Here is an 18,589-nt window from a genome sequence, read left to right as displayed (position 1 = left end):
TCCATCGATAAGGTCCAACGGGGAACCAATCCATCTGAATTGTATTTTGCATGCTTAGAGTCCCCGCTACTTCTTTGTGACCATCACCCGCGAGCCTTACTATGGCTTTTCGGAGAATGATCCTCATGCGTCTGCATCCAGCCGTTCTTGCTTTTGCATTCCTGCTCCCACTTGCCGTAGCTGCTCAAGCTCCAACGCAATCACCCGCGCCGCCTCCGCCTACCGAGGACCAGATCAAAGCCGCTGCCGCCATGCCTTTTCGCGATCCATCTCTCCCTATCGACAAACGCGTCGACGACCTCATCTCCCGCCTCACCCTCGAAGAAGAAGTCTCTCAGGTCATCGATCGCGCCGCGCCAATCTCGCGCCTCGACATCCCCGCTTACAACTGGTGGAATGAAGGACTCCACGGCATCGCGCGCTCCGGTTACGCCACCATGTTCCCGCAGGCCATCGGAAACGCCGCCACCTGGGACGCGCCCCTCGTCCACGCGATCGGCGAGGTCGTCTCGACAGAAGCTCGAGCGAAATACAACGACGCCATCGCCCACAACAATCACGATCGCTACTTCGGCCTCACCATCTGGTCGCCCAACATCAACATCTTTCGCGATCCACGCTGGGGACGCGGCCAGGAAACCTACGGAGAAGATCCCTTTCTTACCGGCCGCCTCGGCACCGCCTTCGTTGAAGGCATCCAGGGCGACGATCCCCACTACTTCCGCGCCATCGCCACACCCAAGCATTACGCCGTCCACAGCGGACCCGAGTCCACGCGCCACAAGGCCAACATCGACCCCACCCCCCACGATCTCTGGGACACCTACCTGCCCGCCTTCCGCGCCACCATCACCGAGGGCCACGCCGACTCCCTCATGTGCTCCTACAACGCCATCGACGACGTCCCTGCCTGCGCCAGCAAAATGCTTCTCGGCGAAATTCTCCGCAGCGACTGGCACTTCGAGGGCTTCGTCACCTCCGACTGCGGCGCCATCGGCGACTTCTCCGAGTCCTACGGGCACCACTACTCCGCCGATTTCGCTGCGGGCTCAGCCGCAGGCATCCTCGCCGGGACCGACACCGACTGCGGCACCGAATATCTCAAGCTCACCGACGCCGTCCAAAAAGGCCTGCTTACCAAGGCCCAGCTCGACGTCTCCGTTAAGCGCCTCTTCACCGCGCGGATGAAACTCGGCATGTTCGATCCTCCACAACAGGTGCCGTTCTCCTCGATTCCTTTCTCCGTGGTTGATTCGTCCGAACACGCCGGCCTCGCACTTCGCGCGGCGCGTGAGTCGATGGTGCTCCTGAAGAACGAAAACCACTTCCTTCCGCTCGATCCCGCAAAGCGCCAGACCATCGCCGTGATCGGCCCACTCGCCGGCTCCCGCATCGCTCTCGAAGGCAACTACAACGCTATCCCTCTCCACCCCATTCTCCCCATCGACGGCATCGAACAGGAGTTCGGCTACGACCACGTCGTCTACGCCCAGGGCTCGCCTTACATTCCGGAAGGCGAACTTCCCATCCCGCGCACCATGCTTCGCGCCTCCGGCGATTCCACCGTGGACGGACTAGAAGGTCAATACTTCTCCCACCCCGGCTTCGACGGCGCACCCGAGATGATTCGCATCGATAAGGAAGTCGACTTCGACTGGGCCTTCGCCAATCCCGTCCAACCCACCGACACCACCACACAGGCCTTCGCAGTCCGCTGGACCGGCGCCATCGCCGCGCCTGTCGCCGAAACACTCGATTTCCAGTTCCGCCTGCCGTTCTGCTTCCCATGCAGCGACAGGCTCAAATTCGCCGTCTACCTCGACGCCAAACAACTCGCGCCAGTCGCTCCTCCCACGCCGACGACCAACAAGCTCCCGCCCTCGGGCCGCAATTACGGAGCCATCCAGCATTTCGCCGTTCCCTTCGCCGACACGCGTCCGCACGATCTTCGCATTGAGTACGTTCAGACCGGCCGCATCGCCGGCGCAGGCCTGGCATTCGAGTGGACGCCGTCGCAGGAACTCCTTCAAGATCAGGCCGTCGAAGCAGCAAAGAAAGCCGACGTCGTCATTGCTTTCGTCGGCCTCACCCCCCGCCTGGAAGGGGAAGAGATGAAGGTAAACGCCAAAGGCTTCTCCGGCGGCGACCGCACCGATATCGAATTGCCCGACGTGCAGCAGCAGATGCTTGAAGCCGTCGCCAAAACCCACAAGCCCGTGGTCGTCGTGCTGCTCAATGGCAGCGCCCTCGCCGTCAACTGGGCCAAGCAGAACGCCCGCGCTCTCCTCGAAGCCTGGTATCCAGGCCAATCCGGCGGTCAGGCCATCGCCGAGACTCTCAGCGGCAAAAACAATCCCGCCGGCCGTCTCCCCGTAACCTTTTACACCGGGGTCGACCAACTCCCTGCTTTCGACGATTACTCCATGGCCAACCGCACCTACCGCTACTTCAAAGGCAAGCCCCTCTACGCCTTCGGCGACGGCCTCAGCTACACCACCTTCACCTACTCCGGCTTGAAACTTGCCTCAAGTACCCTCAAAGCCGGCGACCCACTCACCGTCGAAGCCGATGTTCACAACACCGGTTCGCTCGCCGGAGACGAAGTCAATGAGCTTTACCTTGCCCCTCCGCATTCCGAGCTCGCCCCAAAGCTCGCCCTTGCAGCCTTTCAGCGCCTCCACCTTGATCCCGGCCAAACCCGGCACATCACTTTCACCCTCGACCCGCGCACCCTCTCGCAAGTCGATGAAAAGGGAACCCGCGCCGTAATCCCCGGCAACTACAAGATTTCCCTGGGCAGTTCCCAACCCGATGGCGACGCAGCATCAACTGTCCATTCCACAACCTTCACGATCACCGCTAGTAAGGAACTACCTCAGTAGACGCGCTGTCCTGCCAACTGAAGACTGCCAACCGAAAACTTGGAGCTACGAACTTAGATCTCAGAACTTTCCAAAATATTTGTTGCAACAACTATCATCCTGCCGCATCCAAGACTTCTGAAAGGAGCCACCCCATGGCCACTACCACCCAGACCACTTCCGCCCTCACCACCTGGAACATCGACCCGGCTCACTCCGCCGCCGAGTTCAAGGTCAAGCACATGATGATCTCCAACGTAAAAGGCAAGTTCACCGGAATCAGCGGCAAACTCGTTTTCGATGAATCCGACCCCACCCGCTCCACGATTGAGGCTGAGATTCCAGTAGCCACCGTCAGCACGCATGACGAACAGCGCGACGCGCATCTCAAGAGCGCCGACTTCTTCGACGCCGAGAAATACCCCACACTCAACTTCAAGTCTCTTTCCGTACGCATCACTGGCCCCGGCGAGCATGAGGTCGTCGGCGAACTCAGCATCCACGGCGTTACCAAGGTCGTCGCTTTTGTTGTCGACGGCCCCACCCTGCCCGGCAAAGACCCCTGGGGCAACACCCGGATCGGCCTCTCCGCCACCGCAAAGATCAACCGCAAGGAATTCGGGCTCGTCTGGAATGCAGCCCTCGAGACTGGCGGCGTGCTGGTTGGCGAAGACATCGCCATCACCCTCGACATCGAGTTCATCAAGGCGTAAGAGCAGTGGTCAGTGAACAGTGATCAGTGGACAGATTGCACGGCGAGCACCATGCGGTGATTCCTCGCGTCTGATCACTCATCACTGCTCACTGACCAGAGATACTTGTTGCAACGAATATCTTCCTGACGCATCCAATATCTGTAAGCATCAATAGCAACCCGGAGGTTCACCATGTCGCTTCGTGCGGTCAAACAGATTCTTGAAACCAAGCCCACCATTGATGGTGCGGGCGTTAAGCTCCAGCGCGCGTTCGGCTTCGGCAAAACAAAGGAGTTCGATCCGTTCCTCCTCCTGGACGATTTCCGCAACGAGAATCCAGCGGACTATCTCGCCGGCTTCCCCTGGCACCCGCATCGCGGCATCGAGACCATCACCTACGTGTTGGCAGGCGAAGTCGCGCACGGCGACTCGCTCGGCAACAAAGGCCGCATGACAGCGGGCGACGTCCAGTGGATGACCGCGGGCAGCGGTATCCTCCATCAGGAGATGCCCAAAGGCGACGCCCATGGCCGCATGCACGGCTTCCAGCTCTGGGCGAACTTGCCCTCGCATTTAAAGATGACCGACCCGCGTTACCAAGACATCCCCGCTTCAGCTATCCCGGAAGTTACGGAAGATGACGGAACCAAGGCCCGCGTCATCGTTGGCGAGTTCTGGGGCAAGCGCGGTCCGGTCGAAGGAGTAGCCGCCGACCCGAGCTACGTGGACATTTCCGTCCCGCCCAACAAACTGCGCCGGATCAAAGTCGACGTCACCCGGAACGCATTCGCCTACGTCTTCGCCGGCGCCGGCACCTTCCGCGACGCTTCGGATCCGAAAGCAGTCTTAACCGAGTCGGCCGTGGATCCCAACGCGCCCGCGAGATACGACGCTAAAAACCATTCGCTGGTCTTGTTTGACAGGGGCGACGAGATTGTCGTCCAGGCTGGCCCCGAGGGCATCCGCTTCCTGCTCGTTTCAGGCAAGCCGCTGGAAGAGCCGGTAGCGTGGTATGGCCCTATCGTGATGAACACCCAGGCCGAGCTGAATCAGGCTATGCACGACCTGCAAACCGGCAAGTTCATCAAGCACCAATAAATACCCAAAAGCAATGAAGGCCTGAAATTCAGGCCTTCATCATGCTTGACTGGTCCAGCAAATCGCTGCGGGCGGCGGATCATCTCCTTTGGTTCGATGCGTAAGACCGCGGAACTTCAAAGGCCGAGAGCACGAAGGCAGGTTGAGCAGGGGCTTTGCGGATTGGGATCACGCTCGCGGAGATCGGCAGAAGCTCCACTGGAATTTCAGCCTCTTCTTCCTGGGGCATTGGCCCAGCGTGGTTCTCCTCAATCACCCGGAGTTCGGGAACCGCAGCCTTCTCCGCAAGGATTTGCTGGATTCGTGCTTCTAATCTTTGCTTCGACTCCAGATCTGCTGTCTCTTCCTGTTCAGTCTGCTTTCTTTTCCCGAACAATGAAGATAAAAAGCCTTGCTTTCTGTCGTTTGCCATCGCCTGCGGGTACTCCTGGGGGAAAGTAATCGGTGTCGATGCGCTGTCCCGCGCAGGGTCGATCTTGAGCCCGAACATCACCGTAGATCAAGAGTTTGACACCGATAGCACTTTTGGGGCATCCCCGGATGGTCACCGCCGGTAACCTAAATGGTCATCTTCGTTCAGGTACCCCGACGCCTCCGATGCGGTCCCGAACTTGAGCTTTTGCCAAGAATAGGCACGCCCATCCTCTCCGCGTTGCGCTGGGAGAGGACGAGAGCGCAGACTTTCGGTTTAGCGTGCAGCGACGGCCTTTTCCACCCAGGACTTCGCCTCGGCCGACGAGAGCCATTCCCCAGCCACCTGCCGCGTGGCCACATTCAGGCGATTCCACAAGTTGATCACTGCGATAGTCAACACCAGCGCCGCGAGCGCTGGCTCGTCGAAGTGCCGCGCAGCCTCGTTCCATATCTCGTCCGGCACGGGGTCAGGGCGATCGCTCAACCGGGTGACTGCCTCCGTAAGAGCCAGCGCCGCGCGTTCAGCATCGGTAAAGTACGGGGCATCCCTCCAGGCCGCCACCGCAAAGACACGTTCGTCGGTCTCATTCGAGCGTTTCAGGTTCCGCCAATGCATATCGACACACACGCTGCATCCATTAATCTGGCTCGCGCGCAAGTGCGCCATTTCGCGTACTTTCTGTGGTAAGCCACTCTTTTCGGTTATCTTGCTCAGGGCTTGCAGCGTCTCGATGAGGCCGGGGAAAATCATGGCTGGATTGTTGATACGGGATTGCATAGCGATTAACTCCTTGTCACAATGATTAGCTTTCATTCGTCAATCACATGACGAATGCAGTCGACGAAATGTGACCCGAGGAATCTGACCCGAGGAAATCCTAGCAATGACCGAATCTCAATTTCCGGCCGATCGATTCGAACAAAACCGGGATCGGCTGCGCGCCGTTGCCGATCGTATGCTCGGTTCGTTGTCTGAAGCCGACGACGCGGTGCAGGAGGCGTGGCTTCGCCTCAGCCGCACAGACGCTGACAGCATCGAGAACCTCGGCGGATGGCTGACCACTGTCGTAGGACACGTCTGCCTTGACATGCTCCGTTCCCGCACCTCCCGCCGCGAAGACTCTCTCGAAGAACAGCTGCCACAACCACCCGCACACAGAAAAGCAATCGCAAACCCTGAGCAGGAAGCAGTCCTTGCAGACTCGGTCGGTCTCGCTGTACTCGTTGTTCTCGATCGTCTGGCCCCCGCCGAGCGCCTCGCATTTGTGCTGCACGATATGTTCGATCTGCCTTTCGATGAGATCGCCTCTATCGTCGGTCGAACTCCAGCCGCGGCGCGCCAACTGGCAAGCCGCGCCCGTCGTCGCATTCGGGGCGGCAAGGTTTCGGGCACGAATCTCCCTCAGCAGAGAAAGGTGGTTGACGCTTTTCTTGCCGCTTTACGCAGTGGGGACTTTGAAGCGCTGGTTGCGGTGCTCGATCCTGACGTTCGCATCCACTCCGATCAGGTCTCGCGCCTTCCCGGCGCGCCGACGGAAGTGCGCGGTGCCGAGTCCTGGGCACGGCAGGCGATCACCGCCGCGCAAGGCGCAAGAGCCGCCCGCATTGCGCTCGTCAACGGATCCGTCGGCCTTGTCGTTGCGCCGCGAGGACGCCTCTTCCGCGTCCTTCGCTTCACGATTGCAAATGGAAAAATCAGCCGCATCGACGTCATCGGCGATCCCACGCAGCTTGCTTCACTCGACCTTGCGGTCCTCGACAAGTGACCATCAAGTCGGCTGCCAGCGGGGCCCAGGAGTCACTGTTCTCCGCATATCCATGCAGCAGCAGAACTACTGGACCGCTTCCGCCAAAGCGCACGAAAATCTCCGCCTCCGCTTGACTATGAATCATTCTCGCCTGAAAGCTCGCTGGCGAGGATGGTTGAGACAAACTCATAGTTCCTCCGGGAAGATCGCTCAGATGCTCCGGCCAGCGCAAGACGGCGCGGGTCTCAGCTCGAAGTAGAACGATCATAGCCGCGCTGACTTTTCAAACGGAATAATCTTCAACTCTGCGGCGCAGCCACGTGACAGTCAAGTTCTGATGATTTCCGCCTGCGTCATCCTCCTCCGCCGCAACTCCCGAATACTCAGCGCATCGTGCCGCTTCGCCAGCCGCTTCCCCTGCTCGTCCACGCTCAATTCACAATGAAACCAACTTGGATCCGCGCAACCCAGCGCGCTGTTGAGCAATATTTGCCGCGCCGTCGACTTCAGCAGATCTGCCCCGCGCACCACCTCCGTGATCCGCATCGCTGCATCATCGGCCACGCACGCCAACTGATAACTCGGCACGCCATCGCGCCGCCATGCTAGAAAATCCCCAAAGTCGACTCCTGCCAAATATCGCTGCGTTCCCAGGTTGCCGTCCTCAAATTCGACAACCTCTCCATCCGGCACGCGAAACCGCCAATTCATCCCGCTCGGCCCATCCGCCATTGAGCTTGAAATCTCAAAAACACCCTCGCCCGTGCGCGACGGCCTGCAGGTCCCCGGATATACCGGCTCATCCTCCGGATCCTGTTCTTGCCCCGCCCCCTCATGCGGAGCACTCACTGCCGCCAGATCCTTCCGTGAACATCGGCATGGATAAATGAATCCGCCCTCGTGCAACCGCTTCCACGCGGCCAGATAGACTTCGCTCCGCTGGCTCTGCGCATACGGCCCGAACGCCCCGCCCACATCCGGCCCCTCATCCCAGTCCATCCCCAGCCAGCGCAAATCCTCAAGTGCCGCCGCGGCATATTCCTCTCGGCTGCGATCCCGATCCAGGTCTTCCATCCGCATCACCAGCGCTCCGCCTGCCTCGCGCGCTCGCCGCCAGGCCGTCGCGAACGTGCGTGCATGCCCGACGTGCAGATAGCCCGTGGGCGAAGGCGCTAGCCGGCCCCGATACTGCAAACCCGCCGTTGAAGAGTGAAGGTTCAATTCACGTTCAGTGTAGCCATGCCAGGCAGCCGACGCGAACTCTCCCACGCCGTCCCGTTTCCTATGTGCATTGCCAATCGAATATCTGATACCATGACCGTCCAGAGAGGTAGTAATGGGGCAATATGTGATCGAGCGCGAGATTCCGGGCATTGGCAGCATGTCGGACGCTGAGTTGCAGCAGATTGCCAAAAAATCAGTTGGCGTACTCAACGAAATGGGGCCGGAAATCAGATGGCTTCACAGTTACGTCACGGGAGACAAGTTGTTTTGTGTCTACCTGGCGCCGGACGAGGAAACCGTTCGCAAACATGCGCGCCTCGGCGGTTTTCCTGCGAATCGTATCTCAGCGGTACGTCGCCTGATCGATCCGAGTCTTGCTGGTTGATTTGATCAATGTTTGGCGCTGGAACCGGGGCCCGGTTCGCAATTCGATGCCTCCTGTATGGCCTGCTCCCACGGCATAGCCCACCCTTCCATCCAAGCCGTCAGGCTCGCAGGGCTGCCCAGCGTTCGACGCGCGAATTCCAAAGCCTTTTCAAGCGTGGCCTGATCCGACGGAGTAAGCGGTGCGCCCAATCGTTCGCGAAGGGCGGCTGCGGCGCCAGCCCAGCGCAGGGCTTGCTCCGCGTTCGATTGCGCTGCGGCACTTGCGGCGAGACACTCAAGCACTCGAGCGACACCCCGTTTGTGTCCCAGGTCCCGGAACAAACAAATACTCTCTGCGTACAGGCGGCGCGCCTCCGCATTATTGCCCTGGTCGTAACTCAGGCCAGCTAAGTCAGAGAGAGCGCTCGCAATTCCCCAGGAATCCCGCAACTGGCGAAAGGCATGCAGGCTCTGTTCACAAAATGAGCGTGCGGCGACGAAGTCTGCTTTCTCGCGAGCGACGTCGCCCTGATAGTTGAGCGTCCATGCAACGCCGGTGCCATCTCCCGCTTTCCTGAACATGGTGAGGCACTCGTCATAAAGCGCGGCGGCGCGTGTGTAATCTCCCTGTAGCTTCGTTACGTTGGCGAGATTACTGAGAGCCCTGGCTATATCGGAGAAGTCGCCGATATCCTTCCAAATATCGAGACAGCGCTCGAAGAGTGAGGACGCGTCGGTGAGTTCTCCGCGATTGCGAGCTTGAACAGCCAGGGCATTCAGTGCGACCGCAACCCCGCGGTTGTCGTTGAGTTCAACGCAGGATTCGAGGCTGTCTTCGAAGAGCTGTCGCGCAGAATCGAAGTCACCTTGTTCCCCTGCCAAAACCGCGGTAGCGAATTGCAAACGTGCACGAAGCTTCGGACGGGCCGCGGTTTTTTCAAGAGCGAGAAGTCTGTGAATCGTATCCCGCCCCTCAGTAAGGTATTCCCGCGTCTCCCAAAAACGAAAGAGTGCAGCGCCCAGGCGAAGACTCCAATCGGCATCGCCGGCTTCAATCAGATAATCGACCGCCGCGCGAAAGTTTTCGTGTTCTACCTCAAAGAGGTCGAGCCATTCGGAGTTCGCAGTCACCTCGTGTGCGCCCTCCTCGGCAAGCACCAAATAATAAGCAGCATGCGACCTCCGTGTTGCGGGCTCATCGTCGCTTGCGGCAAGGTGTTCAAGCGCGTATTCACGGATCGTGGAAAGAAGAGTAAATCGCGTTTCCGCTCCGGCCACCTGCTGCGCGAGACTCTTGTCTACCATTGAAGCCATGCCGTCGAGGACATCAAGGCCAAGATCGCCTCTTGTGTCGCAAACGGATTCGACACCTTCAAGGGTGCAACCGCCGCTGAAGACTGAGAGCCTCCGGAACAAGGTTTGTTCAGCCGCATTGAGCAAACCATAGCTCCAGTCGACAGTACTGCGAAGTGTTTGCTGCCGAGTGGGCAGGTCGCGAGCACCACCGGTAAGAAGTTTCAGGCGGCTCTCGAGACGTGCCAGCATATCCGATGGCGAAAGAAGCTTAATGCGCGCCGCCGCCAATTCGATGGCAAGAGGAAGGCCGTCAAGGCGCGTGCAGATGGCGGCCACTGCGTGAGCGTTTTCCCGTGTCAATGTAAACTCGTGCTTCACGGCAGTCGCCCGTTCCAAAAAAAGCGCGATGGCGGGGAGACGCGAAAGCACTTCCATGGCAGGAATGGACTTGAGGTCTGGCAGCGTAAGTGGCGGCACTGGAAATTCACGTTCTCCGTAGACGTGCAAGGGAGCCTGGCTCGTGACGGTAATCTTCAGTTTTGAACCGACACTGAGCAGCTGAGACACCACCGAACCTTCGGACACGAGATGCTCGAAGTTGTCGAGCACAAGAAGCGTCGATTCATCGAGACGGCTCACGTATTCATCCAGGCCTTCCTGGACGGTCTGATTCGCGGACTCACGCACGCCCAATGCTTGTGCGATTGTGGATACGATCAAGCTCCGCTCACCAACGGACGACAGCGGAACAAAGCAAACTCCCCCAGAAAATTCATTTGCTGCTTCCGCCGCCACCTGCAATGCGAGCCTGGTTTTTCCGATACCCCCCGGACCGGTAAGGGTCACGAGGCGCACGTCTTGCTGGCTGAGGAGCCGGCGCAGGTCTGCAGCTTCGCGCTCGCGGCCAATAAAGGCGTTGCGTTGCGTTGGGAGGTTATTGATGCGGGGTTGCGATTCGCGCGCGGGAGCCTCGGCGAGTCGGTCTCGAACCGCGGCGAGATCGCGAGCCAAATCGCCGGTGGAGGCGTAGCGCTGGTTAGGATCCTTGGCAATGCAGCGCTCCACAATCCAAAGAAAAGGAGGCGGTGCTTGAATCATTTTGGCGCGATCCGGTTCATCGCGAAGAACTGCCGCCATGGACTCCGCATGGGTATTTTTCCGGAAGGCAGGAAACCCAGTAACCATTTCGTAGAGCACCGACCCAAATGAAAACTGATCCGAACGGAAGTCGACTTCGCGGCCGGTCGCCTGTTCAGGCGACATATAGCCAGTGGTTCCCAACACGACGCCATTCCCGGTAATGGCGGAGATAGTAGCGTTTGGGTCTTGCGCAGGACTTTGCACACGTAGCTTTGCCAGACCGAAATCCAGAATCTTTACCACGCCATCATCTGTAATCATCAGGTTCTCAGGCTTCAAGTCCCGATGAACGAGGCCAATTCCGTGGGCTTTCGCAAGAGCGTTCGCAATCTGCACCGCAAGTGCAACTGCCTTGCGGAACGGAATAGGACCAGGAGCGAGGAGTTCGCGGAGTGTTTCCCCATTTACCAGTTCCATTGCGATGAATCGCGCACCATTCACTTCCCCAATTTCGTAAATGGTGACGATATTTGAGTGATTCAGTGCGCAAGCAGCACGTGCTTCCTGCTCGAAACGCGCCAGGGCCTCGGGTCGACAGCACTGCTCCAGCGAAAGAATCTTGATCGCGACATCACGCTCGAGGCGAGTGTCTCTGGCGCGATAGACTTCGCCCATGCCGCCTGCTCCAAGCCGATTGAGAACCTCGTAATGTCCGAAGCGCGCGCCGGGCGACAGTTGGGACGAAGCTGATATTTCCTGATTGGGCTCGGTCATGGGTTTCGAGGTCGCGGATGTCGGCCGCTGCTTGATTCAATGGAATTGATCTTGGGGTGTGATAGACTGCCGCAGCAGTTAGTCTGAGTTTGCTCATAATACCTCAGATTTTGGAGATGAGCCATGGATCTTCGTTCAGTGCAACGACCTCTCAAGGAGCGCTACCGACAGGATCCATCAAGTTCTCGAATCACTCTAACCGCGCGAGGTGGGGAATCGGACGCGCCAATCGCCTGCTCTATCGACCTGGGGCGCGCGATTTATAACGCGCAGGCACATGCCGGAGTTGGCGGCGAGGGAACCGGGGCGTGTTCTGGCGATCTCCTGCTTGGAGCGTTAGCAGCTTGTGCACAGATCACTTGCCAAATGGTTGCAGGCGCCATGGGTATACCGACAGAGAGCATAGCTGTCACCGTCGAGGGCGATCTGGACCTCAAGGGAACGCTGGGAATATCAAAAGAAGTACCGGTCGGCTTTGAGAGCTTGCGGCTCAATTTTGACATCCGCGCTCCGCAGGCAACGGATGAGCAGGTACAGGCTTTGCAGGCAAAGACCGAACAATATTGTGTTGTGATGCAGACGTTGCTCCATCCACCGAAGATTGAGAGCCAATGGATGCGACGGTGATCGAACGAAGCGCCCTCCTTGACGAATTTCGAACTCTCCAAACTCTCGCAATATCGCTTGAGAATCTGCAAAGGAGCATTGTCGAGAGTCTGGCGCGGAGCTTCGCTCACTTCAACTGGGTTGGTTTCTATATGCTCGATCCGGCAGACGATCAAATGCTGGTCGTTGGACCTTTCGTCGGCGATCCTACACCGCATGTGCGAATCCCTGTCAACGAAGGCATTTGCGGAGCGGCAGTCGAGCGCGGCGAAACTGTGGTCGTCGACGATGTCAACTCCGATCCCCGCTACCTGTCCTGTTCAATCGAGACTCGATCGGAAATTGTGGTGCCCATCTACGCGGGCGGGAAGATAGTAGGCGAAATCGATATCGACAGTCACGCTCCCGCAGCTTTCAACGGCGACGATCGAGCCTTTCTTGAAGAGGTGGCAAAGATTGTCGGCCGGTTTATTGAAGAGCATCCGGTGGAGTAGCTCGCCCGAAAGCGAAAGAAGCGTATGAAGTGTCGAGTTCCGACAACGGCTGACAACTTTCGGAACTGCCAAAGATTTTGCAGACATTTTGCGCTTAGTGAACGGTGACGGTGACCTGCATGGTGGTTCGGCCGTATTGATTGGTGGCGTTCAAGGTGTAGGTCGTCGTTTTGGTTGGCGTGGTAGTTACGGTTCCGCCGCTGACTCCGCCGAGGACGTCGATGAAATCGTAAGAGTCATTGGTTGTGTTCCAGGTGAGGGTGATGGGTGTTCCGGCGACGACGGATGAAGCGGAGGATGTGAAGCTGTTGATGATCGGAGTTGCTCCGGTGGGCGCGGTGTTGGCGTCGTAGCCCGGGAACGATGGGGTCATTTGCACGACTTCAAAGTTGGAAGACTGGATGGCGTCGAAGTTGTGTAGGTCGTCGTCATCCCAGCGTGGGTCGGGCACTCCCTGGAAGTAGAAGTAGCTGCCGTTGTCGGCGAGGATCATGCCGTACTTCTTCATCGCGGTGAGAATCACCTTATTTGCGGTGGAGAAACCGGAGATATCGAAACTGGCCTTGAGGCGGATGCGCATCCCCATGATATTGCTGACGCCGTACGTTGTTCCGGCTGCATGGCTTGCGGGTGCGACGAAGTAGCCGCCATTGGCGTCGTTCTTGGTTTGCTGCATGGTGAAGCGGATGGCGTGATTGATGGCGCCAGCAGCGACTTCGTCGTAGCGCACGAGACCGGGAAATATCGGAAGCCCTGCTGCGTCTGCGGAGGTCCAGCCCCAGGGGCGGCGATCGTAGTTCTTCAAGTCCCAGATGGTTTCCGAAGATGCGCTCCATGCTCCGCTGCAGCGATGGGTGTTGAACGTTTCATAGAGCATGCATGCGTGGCGGTCGAGCACAAGAACGTGTGAATCGCCGATGTAGGTGTCGGGCCATCCATCGCAATCTGCTGGTGCGCCCTCAATCGGAGCGGTGATCGGGTAGGGCGCTTCGGCAACATCACTCTCATCTGCGTAGTCGACCACAGAGACCGGAATCAGCGGGGTTGAGTTGGAATCGACGACGACGTAGGGGATCCCGTAGTTTCCTCCGGCGACGGAAGACCAATCGTGATGCAGATGCAGGCCCGCAAATCCGGCGGCGGAGGTGATCGCCGTGTTATTCGGGTCAAGGGGAGCCGAGGAGATGTCGGTGTTCCACTCGGTTGTGGCTGTGAACGGAAGGAAGCCGTTGAGACTGGCGTTGTCACCGAGGCTCATGCCGGCGCAGCTTGGGCCGGCGGTCGCTACGGTCACGGTGATTGGCACGTATTGGAATTTGGTGGAGTCGGCTGTGGAAGTTGCCGTGATGGTAACGGAATTTGCCCCGGTATTGGCGGGAGTGAAGGTGACGGCCGTGCCGGAACTGACACTCGTCGCGTTGCTCAGGGTTCCAGCAGCAGCCGGGCTGAGCGAGAGATTCACGGTATTGGTGAAGGCGCCGGTGCCGGAGACGGTGGGAGTGCAGGACGTTGTTTGAGTGTCGGTGATCGAGGTTGGGCTGCAGGCGAGGGAGACGGCGGTGATTGTCGGTGTCGCTGGGGCGGTGATGGTGATTTTCGCCGTTCCCAGTTTTGTAGAGTCCTCGGTTGAAGTTGCCTTGACGGTATCGGAACCCGAGGCCGGTGCGGTCGCGGGAGCGGTGTAGAGGCCGGTGTTTGAGACTGTGCCGGAAGTCGCCGACCAGGTCACGCCGGAGCTGTAGCTGCCGGTTCCTGTGACGGTCGCCGTGCATTGGCTCGTCTGGCTGGGCTGGAGGCTAGCGGTGGCGCAGGAGACGGTGACGGCTGTGATTGTGGGTGCTGCTGGCGAGGTAATGGCGATCTTTGCGGTCCCCAGTTTTGTGGGGTCCTCGGTTGCAGTTGCTTTGACGGTATCGGAACCGGAGGCCGGTGCGGTCGCGGGAGCGGTGTAGACGCCGGTGCTAGAGACTTTGCCCAAGGCTGCTGACCAGGTGACGCTGGAACTGTAGCCGCCGGTTCCCGAGACGGTTGCCGAACACTGGCTGGTCTGTCCAGGCTGGAGGCTGGCTGCGGCGCAGGAGACGGTGACGGAGGTGATGGTGGGGGAGGGGGGAGGGGGTGTAGTGGTGCGGGTGATACCCCCGCAACCTGCTAGACATAGCGATCCGAGGAGCATCAGGCTGAGTAAAATCTTGCATCTCATAGCACTTGTCCTCACGCACGTGTGGGGATGTCCTGTATCGATGGGGTGATTTTATTCGCCGGGAGCGTCGGGGGGCCGTTGAACTCTCGCATGCGCTCAGCTTTTGGTAATGTTCTCCTTCCACAGGAAATCAAAAGGGCCGCGCCGGGGCGGCCCTTTTGATTGCGAAGACCTGTTGCTACGGCGCAAGCGAGCGGACGATGAGGGAATAGGGGCTGTTGATCGAGTAGGGAGACCCGGGGGTCTTATGCGTGCCGTCCGGGGTAATGGTAAACACGTAGATCTCCCCGCCGGACTGGCTGATGGCGTACAGGTGGTTGCTGTTGTCCCAGAACATCTGGTTGATGGGCGTGGAGGTCAGCAGGCCGGTGAAGCGCGTGACGGGACTGGCGCCATTGAAGTGAAAGACCTGCAGACCCTCTTTCCCGGCAACGGCAACCAGTTTTCCAGAGGGCGACATCTTCATGTCGTAGGGATTCGCGATGAGGGTTGGGGGCATGTTCGCGTAGGTGCTGGTGGTGCTGAGCATGCCGCTGGAGTTTGCAGTGTATGTGGCAAGCTGCAGTGGTCCTGCCGCACAGTCGGGCGGGTTGGCAGGCTGCTCGAGAACAGCAACGTGGTTGCCGGGGTCCGCGGCCAGCAGATCCGGAACATAACCTTGCACGCCATCCGGAGGCGGCTTCGGTGAATTCGATACTCCACCTGCGGAGACGAGGAGCCCGTTGCTGCTGCGCCTGAATCCATAGATTTCGTAGTACATGCAGGATGAATCGGCCGCCGAGTACGCATAGACATTGTTCCCAATGAAGTAGGCCGCGTTGTACATGCCGGGAAATGCACCCATGTTGTCCGCTCCGAGATAGGAGAGGCCGCCAGTCTGTTTGTTCATTGCGAATGAGGTGACGCCCGTGTTATCGCAATCGAAGCTGTATTCCTGGATGTAGAGCGTTGCACCTGTGTGATCGAAGAAGAGCTGGCCAGCCTCGGCGCACTCCTCACTGCTGGTGTGTTTGGCGTAATTCGTTGAGGCTGCGAAGCGCAAGGCGCCATCGGATCCGATGGTGAAGGAATCAATCACAGGTTCAGATCGGTTGGCGGCGACAAGGTACTTCCCGGTAGCGGCCAAAGCGGTGACATTCTCGCGGAATGGAGATCCGAAAACAGGCGTAAGTTTGCCGTCGGATGCCGCGGAGTAAGCGGTGATTTCGTTGGTACTGCTGTTCTTAGGGTTATTGGCAACGTACACGTACGCCACGGCCTGGGCAAATACGGTGTTTGTACACAGCGCAACACTCAGGCAAGCAAGGAACTGCAGACTGCGTTTCATTTTAGTTTTCCCCTTGAGGCAAACCCGCACTGGCACGGGTACTACTCGATTCGAAACATTCTGCGGGTTTGCAGTTGTATAGCCCACCGATTTGAGTCGCGGCATTCTTATGAGGGAAAGCTAGTTGCCTGCCACTGAACTTTTTTTGCTCGGATTCGTACCTTTTGCATCCTGCGCCGCGTTCCCCTGCGGATAAGAGAGTAGAAGCGAAACCCATGGCCGAGAAATGGCACCCGGATTTCGAGCGACTGGTGGACGAACATCAGTCCATGGTGTTTTCGCTGGCGTGGCGCATGACCGGCGACCGCGGATTGGCGGAAGAGGTTGCGCAGGATGTTTTTCTGGAGTTGGACAGGAACATGCAGCGGATTGAGAGCCCCCAACACGCGATGTTCTGGTTGCGTCGAGTGGCGATGAATCGCTCGGCCGATGCACTGAGGCGGCGCAAGGTGCGGGGCGTGGACCTGTGGGTAGAGATTGAAGAGAATCACGGCGCGCCAGCAGACGAGCGGACATCTCCGCTGAGTGCACGGCTGGAGCAATTGCTTTCGACTCTGCCGGAAGCGCAGCGGGCGGCACTGGTGTTGCGGTACCAGGAAGATTTGACACCGGAAGAGATTGCGGCCACAGTGGACGCGCCGGTGGCGACAGTAAAGAGCAACCTGCAGCGCGGTTTGAAGCTGCTGCGGTCAAAGGCAACAACGCACTTGAAGGAGTACATTCGTGGACTTTGAACGGCCTGGACAGACTGGAAAAACTGATCAGCCTGAACAAATCGACGGTTTCGAGCGTGAATTGCGACAGGCAATGGAGCGGCGTCCGGCGCCGCCGAGCCTGAAGCGGAGGATTCTGCAGCAGCGCGCCATGCGGCGCACGCAGCGCATTCATAGCCACACGATCTGGTGGCAGCGACTGGCGGCTTCGGTGTTGCTGGCGGGAGTGGTTGCAGGCGGTTATAGCTGGCGGCAGGTGGAAGAGCGGCGCAAGGGCGAGGAAGCGGCACAACAGGTATTGACGGCGTTGCGCATTACCAATCACGCATTGAACGACATGAATCGGCGGCTCGCGGTGCGCAGCCACGACGAGAAGTAGAGCGGGCTAGCGAAGGATCGTGCTTTCCCACCCTTGCCTTGCAAGGATGGCGCACCCACGAGTTGGCCGGCTAGCGCAGGACGGTGCTTTCCGCCCTTGCTTCGCAAGGATGGCGCACCCAAGGGTTAAGGAACTGGAAAGGAAGATCCATGAAGATTCGGACTGCGGCTTTGTTTTTAGTGATGGCGGGGATGCTTCTTCCTGCGGTGGCGCAGAATTCGCAATTGCCGTTGCCGTCGCCCGTGGAAAAGGAACTGGCAGCGAAGGCCTCGAATGTGACCGAGGTGACGCTGGGCAAAAACATGCTGGCGTTTGCCGCGAAGTTTCTGGACGGCAAAGACCCGGACAATGCGGCGACGCGGCATCTGATCGAGGGCCTGGACGGCATTTACGTTCGCGATTACGAGTTCGACAAGGAAGGCCAGTACTCGATGGACGACATCCAGAAGCTGCGCTCCTACTTTGAGACTAGCGATTGGTCGCCCATTGTGCGCGAGCGCGACAAGAGAAGCGGCGAAAGCACCGATGTGATGATGAAGATCGTGAATGGCGAGACGCACGGCATGTTCATTCTGGATGTAGAGCCGAAGGAACTAAGCATCGTGTTGATCCTCGGGCCGGTAAAGATGGAAGACCTGAGCAAGCTGGGGGGCATCGGCGGATTGAGCGTGCTGGGCGAGATCGACAGGGACTCGCACAAAGAGAAAGGGAAGTTTGAAAAAGACAAGCAAAAGGACAAGACCAAGAAGGATGGTGACCAATGAAGCGGTTCATTCTTGTTCCGATAGGTTTTCTGGCATTGGCCATCCCAGTTGTGGTGCTGGCGAGCGGCGCGCAGGGCGGATTCGACGGCGTAGTGAGCTCAATTGAATCGCGGTACCACGTCCACGCGCAGCGCATTCCTTTTATCGGCTTGATCAGCTTTATCTCGCATAAGGCGACGAGCGGCGGGGTGAGCGGCATGCACGTGGCAGAGATCGATGACTTTCACGCGGATGTGGACGGCGAAGAGTTGAACAGGATGGTGGAGCAAAAGCTCGGATCGGAGTGGGAGCGCGTGATTCGCGAGACCAGCCGCAAGGGAAATAGCCAGACGATGATCTACATGCATCCCGAAGGGCCGCGAATGGGCTTGTTTGTGCTCGACCTGGATGGGCACGAGATGGACGTTGTGCAGGTTTCCGTGGATCCGAACCATCTGAATGAGAGCCTTGGGAAGTACGAACATCGTCATGGAAACGACGATGACTCGGATAAGAGTCCTCATGACGGGGACGCTTCTGACTAGGCGGATTCACACCTACAATGCGT

The 18,589-nt window shown here is 58.7% G+C and carries 17 protein-coding genes; 11 read left to right on the top strand and 6 right to left on the bottom strand.

The annotated features are described in order from the left end of the window. Nucleotides 1–125: 125 nt before the first annotated feature. The 3 genes from VK574_RS19630 (at nucleotide 126) to VK574_RS19620 (ending at nucleotide 4,654) form a co-directional block, all read left to right on the top strand. Entirely contained in the window at nucleotides 126–2,882 is a 2,757-nt protein-coding gene (locus VK574_RS19630; RefSeq protein WP_472801572.1) for a glycoside hydrolase family 3 C-terminal domain-containing protein, read from the top strand. A 134-nt stretch (nucleotides 2,883–3,016) separates the two neighbouring features. Next, entirely contained in the window at nucleotides 3,017–3,574 is a 558-nt protein-coding gene (locus tag VK574_RS19625; protein ID WP_472801571.1) for a YceI family protein, read from the top strand. Between the two features lie 174 nt (nucleotides 3,575–3,748). Further along, nucleotides 3,749–4,654, top strand: a complete 906-nt coding sequence (locus VK574_RS19620) for a pirin family protein (protein WP_472801570.1) — start codon at nucleotides 3,749–3,751, stop codon at nucleotides 4,652–4,654. 79 nt (nucleotides 4,655–4,733) lie between these two features. On the opposite strand, the gene VK574_RS19615 is transcribed toward VK574_RS19620, so the two are convergent. Further along, nucleotides 4,734–5,144: a hypothetical protein gene (locus VK574_RS19615; protein ID WP_472801569.1), complete on the bottom strand. Its 411-nt coding sequence runs from the start codon at nucleotides 5,142–5,144 to the stop codon at nucleotides 4,734–4,736. A 198-nt stretch (nucleotides 5,145–5,342) separates the two neighbouring features. Then, nucleotides 5,343–5,846, bottom strand: a complete 504-nt coding sequence (locus VK574_RS19610) for a carboxymuconolactone decarboxylase family protein (protein ID WP_472801568.1) — start codon at nucleotides 5,844–5,846, stop codon at nucleotides 5,343–5,345. 106 nt (nucleotides 5,847–5,952) lie between these two features. Here VK574_RS19610 and VK574_RS19605 point away from each other — a divergent pair, with 106 nt between their 5' ends. Then, nucleotides 5,953–6,834: a sigma-70 family RNA polymerase sigma factor gene (locus VK574_RS19605; protein ID WP_472801567.1), complete on the top strand. Its 882-nt coding sequence runs from the start codon at nucleotides 5,953–5,955 to the stop codon at nucleotides 6,832–6,834. Nucleotides 6,835–7,143: 309 nt separating this feature from the next. On the opposite strand, the gene gluQRS is transcribed toward VK574_RS19605, so the two are convergent. Beyond that, on the bottom strand, nucleotides 7,144–8,085 hold the full coding sequence (gene gluQRS, locus VK574_RS19600) for a tRNA glutamyl-Q(34) synthetase GluQRS (RefSeq protein WP_472801566.1): 942 nt from the start codon (nucleotides 8,083–8,085) through the stop codon (nucleotides 7,144–7,146). A gap of 67 nt (nucleotides 8,086–8,152) precedes the next feature. On the opposite strand from gluQRS, the gene VK574_RS19595 reads away from it, so the two are divergent. After that, a complete protein-coding gene (locus VK574_RS19595) occupies nucleotides 8,153–8,425 on the top strand; it encodes a DUF4242 domain-containing protein (protein ID WP_472801565.1) in 273 nt (90 codons plus the stop codon). A 5-nt stretch (nucleotides 8,426–8,430) separates the two neighbouring features. On the opposite strand, the gene VK574_RS19590 is transcribed toward VK574_RS19595, so the two are convergent. Beyond that, nucleotides 8,431–11,556 carry a protein kinase domain-containing protein gene (locus VK574_RS19590; RefSeq protein WP_472801564.1) on the bottom strand — a complete coding sequence of 1,042 codons (3,126 nt, stop codon included), beginning with the start codon at nucleotides 11,554–11,556 and terminating at the stop codon, nucleotides 8,431–8,433. A 123-nt stretch (nucleotides 11,557–11,679) separates the two neighbouring features. On the opposite strand from VK574_RS19590, the gene VK574_RS19585 reads away from it, so the two are divergent. Both VK574_RS19585 and VK574_RS19580 read left to right on the top strand, forming a co-directional pair. Further along, on the top strand, nucleotides 11,680–12,183 hold the full coding sequence (locus VK574_RS19585; protein ID WP_472801563.1) for an OsmC family protein: 504 nt from the start codon (nucleotides 11,680–11,682) through the stop codon (nucleotides 12,181–12,183). Continuing rightward, nucleotides 12,180–12,656, top strand: a complete 477-nt coding sequence (locus tag VK574_RS19580) for a GAF domain-containing protein (RefSeq protein WP_472801562.1) — start codon at nucleotides 12,180–12,182, stop codon at nucleotides 12,654–12,656. Before VK574_RS19585 ends, VK574_RS19580 begins: the two co-directional genes overlap by 4 nt. Before the next feature lie 94 nt (nucleotides 12,657–12,750). Here the strand turns inward: VK574_RS19580 and VK574_RS19575 are convergent, their stop codons facing one another. Continuing rightward, a complete protein-coding gene (locus VK574_RS19575; RefSeq protein ID WP_472801561.1) occupies nucleotides 12,751–14,859 on the bottom strand; it encodes a hypothetical protein in 2,109 nt (702 codons plus the stop codon). A 178-nt stretch (nucleotides 14,860–15,037) separates the two neighbouring features. Continuing rightward, entirely contained in the window at nucleotides 15,038–16,186 is a 1,149-nt protein-coding gene (locus VK574_RS19570; RefSeq protein ID WP_472801560.1) for a lactonase family protein, read from the bottom strand. Nucleotides 16,187–16,401: 215 nt separating this feature from the next. Here VK574_RS19570 and VK574_RS19565 point away from each other — a divergent pair, with 215 nt between their 5' ends. The 4 genes from VK574_RS19565 to VK574_RS19550 all read left to right on the top strand — a co-directional run bounded on the left by VK574_RS19565 (nucleotide 16,402) and on the right by VK574_RS19550 (nucleotide 18,566). After that, nucleotides 16,402–16,920 carry an RNA polymerase sigma factor gene (locus tag VK574_RS19565; protein WP_472801559.1) on the top strand — a complete coding sequence of 173 codons (519 nt, stop codon included), beginning with the start codon at nucleotides 16,402–16,404 and terminating at the stop codon, nucleotides 16,918–16,920. After that, the gene (locus tag VK574_RS19560) at nucleotides 16,910–17,278 is read left to right on the top strand and encodes a hypothetical protein (protein ID WP_472801558.1); all 369 of its coding nucleotides are present in this window, start codon (nucleotides 16,910–16,912) and stop codon (nucleotides 17,276–17,278) included. Before VK574_RS19565 ends, VK574_RS19560 begins: the two co-directional genes overlap by 11 nt. A gap of 149 nt (nucleotides 17,279–17,427) precedes the next feature. Continuing rightward, a complete protein-coding gene (locus VK574_RS19555; protein WP_472801557.1) occupies nucleotides 17,428–18,042 on the top strand; it encodes a DUF4252 domain-containing protein in 615 nt (204 codons plus the stop codon). Next, nucleotides 18,039–18,566, top strand: a complete 528-nt coding sequence (locus VK574_RS19550) for a hypothetical protein (RefSeq protein ID WP_472801556.1) — start codon at nucleotides 18,039–18,041, stop codon at nucleotides 18,564–18,566. The genes VK574_RS19555 and VK574_RS19550 overlap by 4 nt, the downstream gene beginning before the upstream one ends. The last annotated feature ends 23 nt before the right edge of the window (nucleotides 18,567–18,589 follow it).

Source organism: Occallatibacter sp., from assembly GCF_035317045.1.
GTDB lineage: Bacteria > Acidobacteriota > Terriglobia > Terriglobales > Acidobacteriaceae > Telmatobacter.
This window is presented reverse-complemented; position numbering and strand designations above follow the sequence as displayed.